7 protein-coding genes are annotated in these 6,724 nt (G+C 38.3%); 6 read left to right on the top strand and 1 reads right to left on the bottom strand.

The features are described from left to right. Nucleotides 1-219 precede the first annotated feature (219 nt). A complete protein-coding gene (locus ACILP5_RS08605; RefSeq protein WP_395618251.1) occupies nucleotides 220-1,455 on the top strand; it encodes an ABC transporter permease in 1,236 nt (411 codons plus the stop codon). Between the two features lie 91 nt (nucleotides 1,456-1,546). On the opposite strand, the gene mdh is transcribed toward ACILP5_RS08605, so the two are convergent. Continuing rightward, on the bottom strand, nucleotides 1,547-2,482 hold the full coding sequence (gene mdh / locus ACILP5_RS08600; RefSeq protein WP_395618250.1) for a malate dehydrogenase: 936 nt from the start codon (nucleotides 2,480-2,482) through the stop codon (nucleotides 1,547-1,549). 97 nt (nucleotides 2,483-2,579) lie between these two features. Between mdh and ACILP5_RS08595 the strand changes: the two genes are divergently transcribed. The 5 genes from ACILP5_RS08595 to ruvA all read left to right on the top strand — a co-directional run bounded on the left by ACILP5_RS08595 (nucleotide 2,580) and on the right by ruvA (nucleotide 6,641). Beyond that, nucleotides 2,580-2,999, top strand: coding sequence for a YkvA family protein (locus ACILP5_RS08595; RefSeq protein ID WP_395618249.1), 420 nt, complete (start codon nucleotides 2,580-2,582; stop codon nucleotides 2,997-2,999). Between the two features lie 61 nt (nucleotides 3,000-3,060). Next, on the top strand, nucleotides 3,061-3,264 hold the full coding sequence (locus tag ACILP5_RS08590; protein WP_130896812.1) for a twin-arginine translocase TatA/TatE family subunit: 204 nt from the start codon (nucleotides 3,061-3,063) through the stop codon (nucleotides 3,262-3,264). Nucleotides 3,265-3,341: 77 nt separating this feature from the next. Next, a complete protein-coding gene (gene gatA, locus ACILP5_RS08585) occupies nucleotides 3,342-4,757 on the top strand; it encodes an Asp-tRNA(Asn)/Glu-tRNA(Gln) amidotransferase subunit GatA (RefSeq protein ID WP_395618248.1) in 1,416 nt (471 codons plus the stop codon). After that, nucleotides 4,744-6,051 carry a transglycosylase SLT domain-containing protein gene (locus ACILP5_RS08580; protein WP_395618247.1) on the top strand — a complete coding sequence of 436 codons (1,308 nt, stop codon included), beginning with the start codon at nucleotides 4,744-4,746 and terminating at the stop codon, nucleotides 6,049-6,051. Before gatA ends, ACILP5_RS08580 begins: the two co-directional genes overlap by 14 nt. Nucleotides 6,052-6,053: 2 nt before the next feature. Then, nucleotides 6,054-6,641 (top strand): Holliday junction branch migration protein RuvA, encoded by a 588-nt coding sequence (gene ruvA, locus ACILP5_RS08575; protein ID WP_395618246.1) that lies wholly within the window; start codon nucleotides 6,054-6,056, stop codon nucleotides 6,639-6,641. Nucleotides 6,642-6,724: the final 83 nt, after the last annotated feature.

Genomic DNA, 6,724 nt, shown 5'->3' with positions numbered 1-6,724 from the left:
CTTGCTGATTGACTTTCGTCAAAAAACAATTGACCCTCAAAATGGTCCTTCAATAAACGTACCTCGTAATTACTCCAGCTCATAATTCCTAAATGGAAAGTGAATTTACGAAATCCAATCTTACCTTCATATTGCCATTTAAAGTTTATAAGCTCTGTTCATAAAAGTTCCCCGATTTCTTGTGATTAATTTTCTAAATTTGAATTATATCAGAATCCTATGAAATTTTTAATTCAAGTTTACGAAAGTTTGATTTTTGCCTACCAGGCATTGCGCTCGAACATCTTGCGCACAACTTTATCCCTTTTAGGGGTGAGTGTTGGAATTTTTGCTATCGTGGCCGTGTTTACAGCCGTAGATTCCCTAAATAAGAACATTCGTTCCGAAATTGATTCTTTCGCTGGTTCAGGTGTTTTATATGTAGGAAAATGGCCTTGGTTAATGCAGAATAACTACCCTTGGTGGAAGTATTTGAATCGTCCTGAGATGAAATACACGGAATTTCAGTTTTTGAAAGACAATTTGAAGTCAGCTAAAGCGATTGCCATTATTGATAATGGGCGTTCAGCTTCAGCGACTAAAGAAAGTTCTAGTATGGACGTGAATATGACGGGTGCAAGTTATGATTATAATCAAATTACGAGTGTGCCTATTCAAGCGGGACGCTATTTTTTGCCTATTGAATCAGAAAATGCTTTAAATGTGGTGATTATAGGGACTAAAGTCTCTGAGAATCTTCAGGCCATTGTAGGGGATCAGATTAAATTAAATGGTATCAAGTTTCAAGTAATTGGTATTATTGAGAAGAAAGGAAACGATATGCTAGGTTTTGGAGGTACTCCAGATGAAAAGGTATTTATTCCTTATTCAACCTTTTCAGCTGTATTTCAAAAAGATAAGCCAGCACCAGATATCGCAATTAAAGCGATGGATGACGATATCGGTCAAGAAGAATTAGAAGGAGAGGTAACAGGTTTAATGCGTTCATTACGTTCTATTAAGCCTAAACAAGAGGCAAATTTTGCCGTGAATCGTTTAGATGGATTAAATCAGTTTTTTGATGGCATTTTTGCCGCCTTAAACATAGCAGGGGCCCTTATTGCTGGATTTTCACTTTTAGTGGGAGGTTTTGGTATCGCAAATATTATGTTCGTTTCGGTGAAGGAGAGAACAAACATCATTGGTATTCAGAAATCACTAGGGGCTAAGAATTATTTTATTCTTTTTCAGTTCTTATTCGAGGCGGTGTTCTTAAGTTTGATTGGTGGATTAGTCGGAATTGGTTTAGTCGTCTTACTAACCCTCATTCCACAGGATGCCTTACCATTAGTTCTTTCTATGAAGAATATTGTGACGGGTTTATTCATCTCTAGTTTTATCGGTATTCTTTCTGGGATTATTCCAGCTTGGGTGGCTGCTAAGATGGATCCAGTGATAGCCATTCGATCAAAATAAAGTATCGACTACTGTCCACTGACCACTGTCAGACCATAAAAAAGCCTCTCCTAACTAAATAGGAGAGGCTTTTTTATTCAACTTTGTAAAATTACAGAGACAAGGTATCTAATACCGAGTTCATATTGCGAACCGCTTCAGCTGACTTATTGAAAGCAGCTTGCTCGTCTTCAGTTAATTTATAGTCTACGATTTTCTCCCACCCATTCTTGCCTAAAACGACAGGAACACCTAGGCAGATATCTTTTTGGCCATATTCTCCTTCAAGAGATACACAACATGCCATGATTTTCTTCTCATCACGAACAATCGCTTCTACTAAGGCAGCTCCTGCGGCACCTGGTGCGTACCAAGCAGAAGTTCCTAATAAGCCGGTTAGTGTAGCTCCACCTACCATCGTATCTGCCACAACTTTGTCTAAAGTTGAATCATCTAAGAATTGAGATACAGGAACACCGTTATAGGTTGCTAAGCGCTTCAATGGAATCATCGTTGTATCTCCGTGGCCTCCGATAACGGTTCCTGAGATATCATTGATGGACACATCCATCGCTTTTGCTAAATAGCACTTGAAGCGAGCCGAATCTAAAGTACCACCCATACCAATGATGCGGTGCTTGTCTAAACCAGCAATTGATTTCGTTAAATAAGTCATCGTATCCATTGGATTAGAGATGATAACGATAATCGGGTTTTTCGAATATTTTAAGATATTTTCTACCACACTTTTCACGATTCCTGCATTCACTCCGATTAACTCCTCACGAGTCATACCTGGTTTACGTGGAAGTCCGGAAGTAATCACCACAACATCTGAATTAGCTGTTTTTGTGTAATCACTAGTAGATCCGATTAGCGTAGTATCAAAACCTAACAAGCTAGCTGTTTGATACATATCTAATGTTTTACCTTCTGCGATACCTTCTTTGATATCTAATAAAACTAATTCATCTGCCAATTCTTTTCTGGCAATGTTGTCAGCACAAGTTGCTCCTACAGCACCTGCTCCTACTACTGTGATTTTCATTGTTATAATTTTTGGTAAGTATGATTCAAAAAACGATACAAAAATACGACAAATCCTTAAATGATTTCATTATATTTAAGCATTAATCGAAATTATTATGTCACAATCTGGGACTTGGGTAAAGCGTATTGTCGACTCCCATTTTTTTAAAGAAGCAATGAATAAGAGTGAAATGCTCTTTTCTCAAAATCAAGTAGGATTATTATCTTTGATCAAGGGAGCATTGAGAAAGGTGCAAGAAACGGCCGCTTCCAGTGATTTAACGGTTGTGAAATTATTGAATCGCTACATTATCCTTTTTAGTGAATTGATTAAAGCTTATGTTCAAGGTTCATATACTAAACTACCAGTTAAAACGTTAATAAAAATTACAGCCGCTTTACTCTATTTTGTGATGCCTTTTGACTTCATTCCAGACTTTTTGCCATTAGTGGGTTTTGCAGATGATTTAGCCATCGTAGTTTGGGTAGGGAAGGCGATCAAAGAGGAGCTTGATGAGTTTGAAAAACATCTTTAAATACACGAATAATTAACCTTTTTTAAATATATTTACGAAAATTTAGACAAAACACGATATGATGACTGCAAGCATATTATTATTTTTAAATAGCCTCGGTGGTGGCGAAATGTTACTGATCGGTTTATTGATTTTGTTGTTTTTTGGAGGCAAGAAACTACCGGAATTGATGAAAGGCTTAGGCAAAGGTATTCGCGAGTTTCAAAATGCGAAGAATGATGTAAAAGATCAAATCAATAAGGAGTTAGACGATACGAAAGAATAAGTCACTCTATTTCTCTATATCTGCATAGTTGAAGAAATTCAACTATGCTTTTGTGTTTATAAAGATTCCCATTTTTAATGAGTTATACGAGTCAGCCCTATGCGAAAATTAGGGAGAAATTGTTAGCGGGTGAGCTTTCTGTTTCTTCGATTGTCGCGAGCCATTTAGATCAAATTCATGCACACAATAAAGCCCTGAATGCTTTTTTAGAAGTGTATGAGGAAGAAGCTATTGCCCGGGCTGTGCTTGTTGATGATAGAATTAAAGGTGGGACAGCAGGTAAATTGGCAGGTTTAGTCATAGGTATTAAAGATTTACTTTGTTATGAAGGGCATCATTCGTATGCTGGAAGTAAAATTCTCGATACGTTTAAATCGACTTTCTCAGCTACGGCAGTTCAGCGTTTGTTGGATGAGGATGCGATTATCATAGGTCGTCAAAACTGTGATGAGTTTGGAATGGGGAGTACCAATGAAAATTCGGCGTATGGTCCAGTTCTGAATTTCGCGAATCCGGCCTTCGTGGCTGGAGGAAGTTCTGGTGGTTCTGCAGTGGCTGTTCAAGCCGGAATGTGCCAGGTTTCTTTAGGTACCGATACAGGAGGATCTATCCGTATGCCCGCTGCATTTTGTGGAGTGGTTGGTTTAAAACCTACCTATGGATTAGTTTCTCGTTGGGGTTTAATTGCTTATGCGTCCTCATTTGATACCATTGGTCCTATTTCAAACTATGTTTCGGATGCCCGTTTAGTATTAGATATCATTAAAGGTGACGATGGTCAGGATAGTACCTTGAGTTCAACTCTTCCTGTAGCTCAGCAGGATAAAAAGCGTGTCGCTTACATCAAGGAAGTAGTGGAGCATCCAAGTCTTCAACCGGAGATTAAAACGGCATTTGAAGCGCAAGTGGATAAATTAAAGGGTATGGGATATACCGTAGAAGGCGTTGAATTTCCATATATTGATCAGTTGTTACCCACCTATTATGTATTAACTACGGCTGAATCGAGTTCTAATTTAGCTCGATTTGATGGAGTGAAGTTTGGACATCGAACGGCTAATCCGTTTGATTTAATGCAGCTATACAAGCGTACGCGTCAAGAAGGTTTTGGAGAAGAAGTACAGCGCCGTATTATGTTAGGCACCTTTGTTTTGAGTGCGGATTATTATGATGCTTATTATACGAAGGCCCAAAAAGTACGTCGATTAATTCAAGACAAAACGCTCGCTATTTTAGCTGAGTATGATTTTATTATTTCTCCTACGACCTCATCGACAGCCTATCGCTTGGGGGAAAAGACACTTGATCCGATTCAAATGTATTTGGGAGATTTGTTTACGGTTCAAGCCAATGTGGCAGGAATTCCGGGTCTTTCCATACCGATGGGAACCGATTCCGTAGGTTTACCGATGGGATTTCAACTGATGGCCAGTCCATTTCAAGAAGATAAATTGTTACATATAGGTGAAATATTAAGCGATGATTTGGAATAGATTTGTTCTTCTTTCTTGTTTATTTATCTCCTCTATTTCCTATGGACAAATAACGGGGGCCTATCAAACTGCCTATGATTTAAATCAAATTGATTCATTGGCCAAAGTAGAGCAAGGTGGTCCCCCGGCTTTCAGTATCGACCCTGGAGTAATTCAAGATCGTTTAAAAAAGTTGGAGAACGAGATTCCATTACATTACAATATTATCACGCACCAGTTTGTCGAAATTTTTGCCTTTCGCAAGGCAAGTTTTACCCAGCGCATGTTAGAGCGTAAGGATATCTATTTCCCCTTGTATGAGAAGTATTTAAAGAAATATGGCCTACCTGATGAATTGAAATATTTGTCGCTGATTGAGTCAGGTTTGGAAAATAAGGCCATTTCAAATAAGGGAGCAGGTGGTTTATGGCAATTTATGCCCTATACAGCGAGAGGGGACTTTGGGATGCGGGTGGATCAATATATTGATGAGCGATTCGATGCCGAAAGAGCGACAGACGCGGCATGTCAATATTTGAAAAGACTGTATAAAACATTTGGAGATTGGCATCTTGCCTTAGCGGCTTACAATACGGGGCCTTCTAACGTGAAAAGAGCGATGCGTCGCTGTGGAGGTTCGAATGATTTTTGGGGGATTTATGCTTGCTTACCTGCCCAAACAAGGGCTTATGTTCCTCAATTCATTGCGATAACCTACATGATGAATTACCATTGGGATCATTCTATTCAGCCGGAGAATTGGGCCATTGATATTCCGAAAGATAGTATTCTGGTCAGCGGTTACTTGAATTTGAACACCCTAACACAATTAACGGGGTTTTCATTAGATACCTTGAAGCGCCTTAATCCGCATATTCTGTCGCATTTTTTGCCCAAAAATGCGCAACAAGTTAAGGTACATATACCTAGAAGTCGTTTTCCCTACTTTTTAAAGAATAGAGCTCAAATTTTAGATTCTGCGAGAGTAGATTTGACAGCACCAGATTTGTTAGAAATAGACACTTCTCAGTCAGTAGAAGAACCATCTCCAGTGGCAAGAAGATATACGTATAAAGTTAGAAGTGGGGAAACGCTTTCAAGGGTGGCAAGGAAATTAGGACTCAGCATTTCTGAGCTAAAGCGAATAAATAGAATCAAAGGAACTAAATTAAGAAAGGGGCAAATACTGGTTTATTTTAAACTAGCAAAAGTAAAATCCTCTCAAAAGTGGAAAAAACCCACTTCAAAAAAGAAAAAGAAAAAGGTGTCAAAAAAGAAGAAAACCAAATCTAAAAAAGTCCGTAAACGCAGGTAATTATGATAGCTTATTTGAAAGGTAAATTAGCACACAAAGATCGTGCTCATGTGATTATCGATGTGAATGGAGTAGGCTATGAGGTTAAAATCTCCTTACAGACCTATGCCGCATTAGCTGATGGAGTAGAGCTTTGTAAGCTATATACACATTTGCAGGTCAAAGAGGACTCTCATACCTTAGTTGGTTTTCATTCCATGGACGAGAAATTATTATTTCTTGATTTGATATCTGTGTCTGGAATTGGATTAAGTACAGCATTAGTGATGTTATCTTCCTTCTCTTCGAACGAAATTCGTTCTGCGATTATGAATGAAAATATTGCACTGATTCAGTCCATTAAGGGAATTGGTTCTAAATCTGCTCAGCGAGTAATTTTAGAATTAAAGGATAAATGCAAGAAAGATGCTCTTTTCGTGGAAGCAGGAATAGCCTCTCACGACGCACACTTTGGAAATAAACAAGAAGCATTAGCGGCTTTAGTTACGTTAGGCATTCCACGGACTGCTGCAGAAAAAAGTTTGGAAAGTATCTTAAAATCGAACCCTGAAGCTTCCGTTGAAAATTTAATCAAATTAGCCTTGAGATAGTTGAAAGCGCTTAATAGACATATATTTTCCTTCATTTTATCCTTTTTATGGGTTGTAGGAATTGTATTGTCTTTTTCGAGTTA

This window comes from Aquirufa sp. (assembly GCF_044239315.1).
Lineage (GTDB): Bacteria > Bacteroidota > Bacteroidia > Cytophagales > Spirosomataceae > Aquirufa.
This window is presented reverse-complemented; position numbering and strand designations above follow the sequence as displayed.

Coding starts and splice junctions, on each gene's coding strand:
- ACILP5_RS08605 (WP_395618251.1), top strand. CDS start 220: ATGAAATTTTTAATTCAAGTTTACGAAAGTTTGATTTTTGCCTACCAG.
- mdh (WP_395618250.1), bottom strand. CDS start 2,482: ATGAAAATCACAGTAGTAGGAGCAGGTGCTGTAGGAGCAACTTGTGCT.
- ACILP5_RS08595 (WP_395618249.1), top strand. CDS start 2,580: ATGTCACAATCTGGGACTTGGGTAAAGCGTATTGTCGACTCCCATTTT.
- ACILP5_RS08590 (WP_130896812.1), top strand. CDS start 3,061: ATGACTGCAAGCATATTATTATTTTTAAATAGCCTCGGTGGTGGCGAA.
- gatA (WP_395618248.1), top strand. CDS start 3,342: ATGAGTTATACGAGTCAGCCCTATGCGAAAATTAGGGAGAAATTGTTA.
- ACILP5_RS08580 (WP_395618247.1), top strand. CDS start 4,744: ATGATTTGGAATAGATTTGTTCTTCTTTCTTGTTTATTTATCTCCTCT.
- ruvA (WP_395618246.1), top strand. CDS start 6,054: ATGATAGCTTATTTGAAAGGTAAATTAGCACACAAAGATCGTGCTCAT.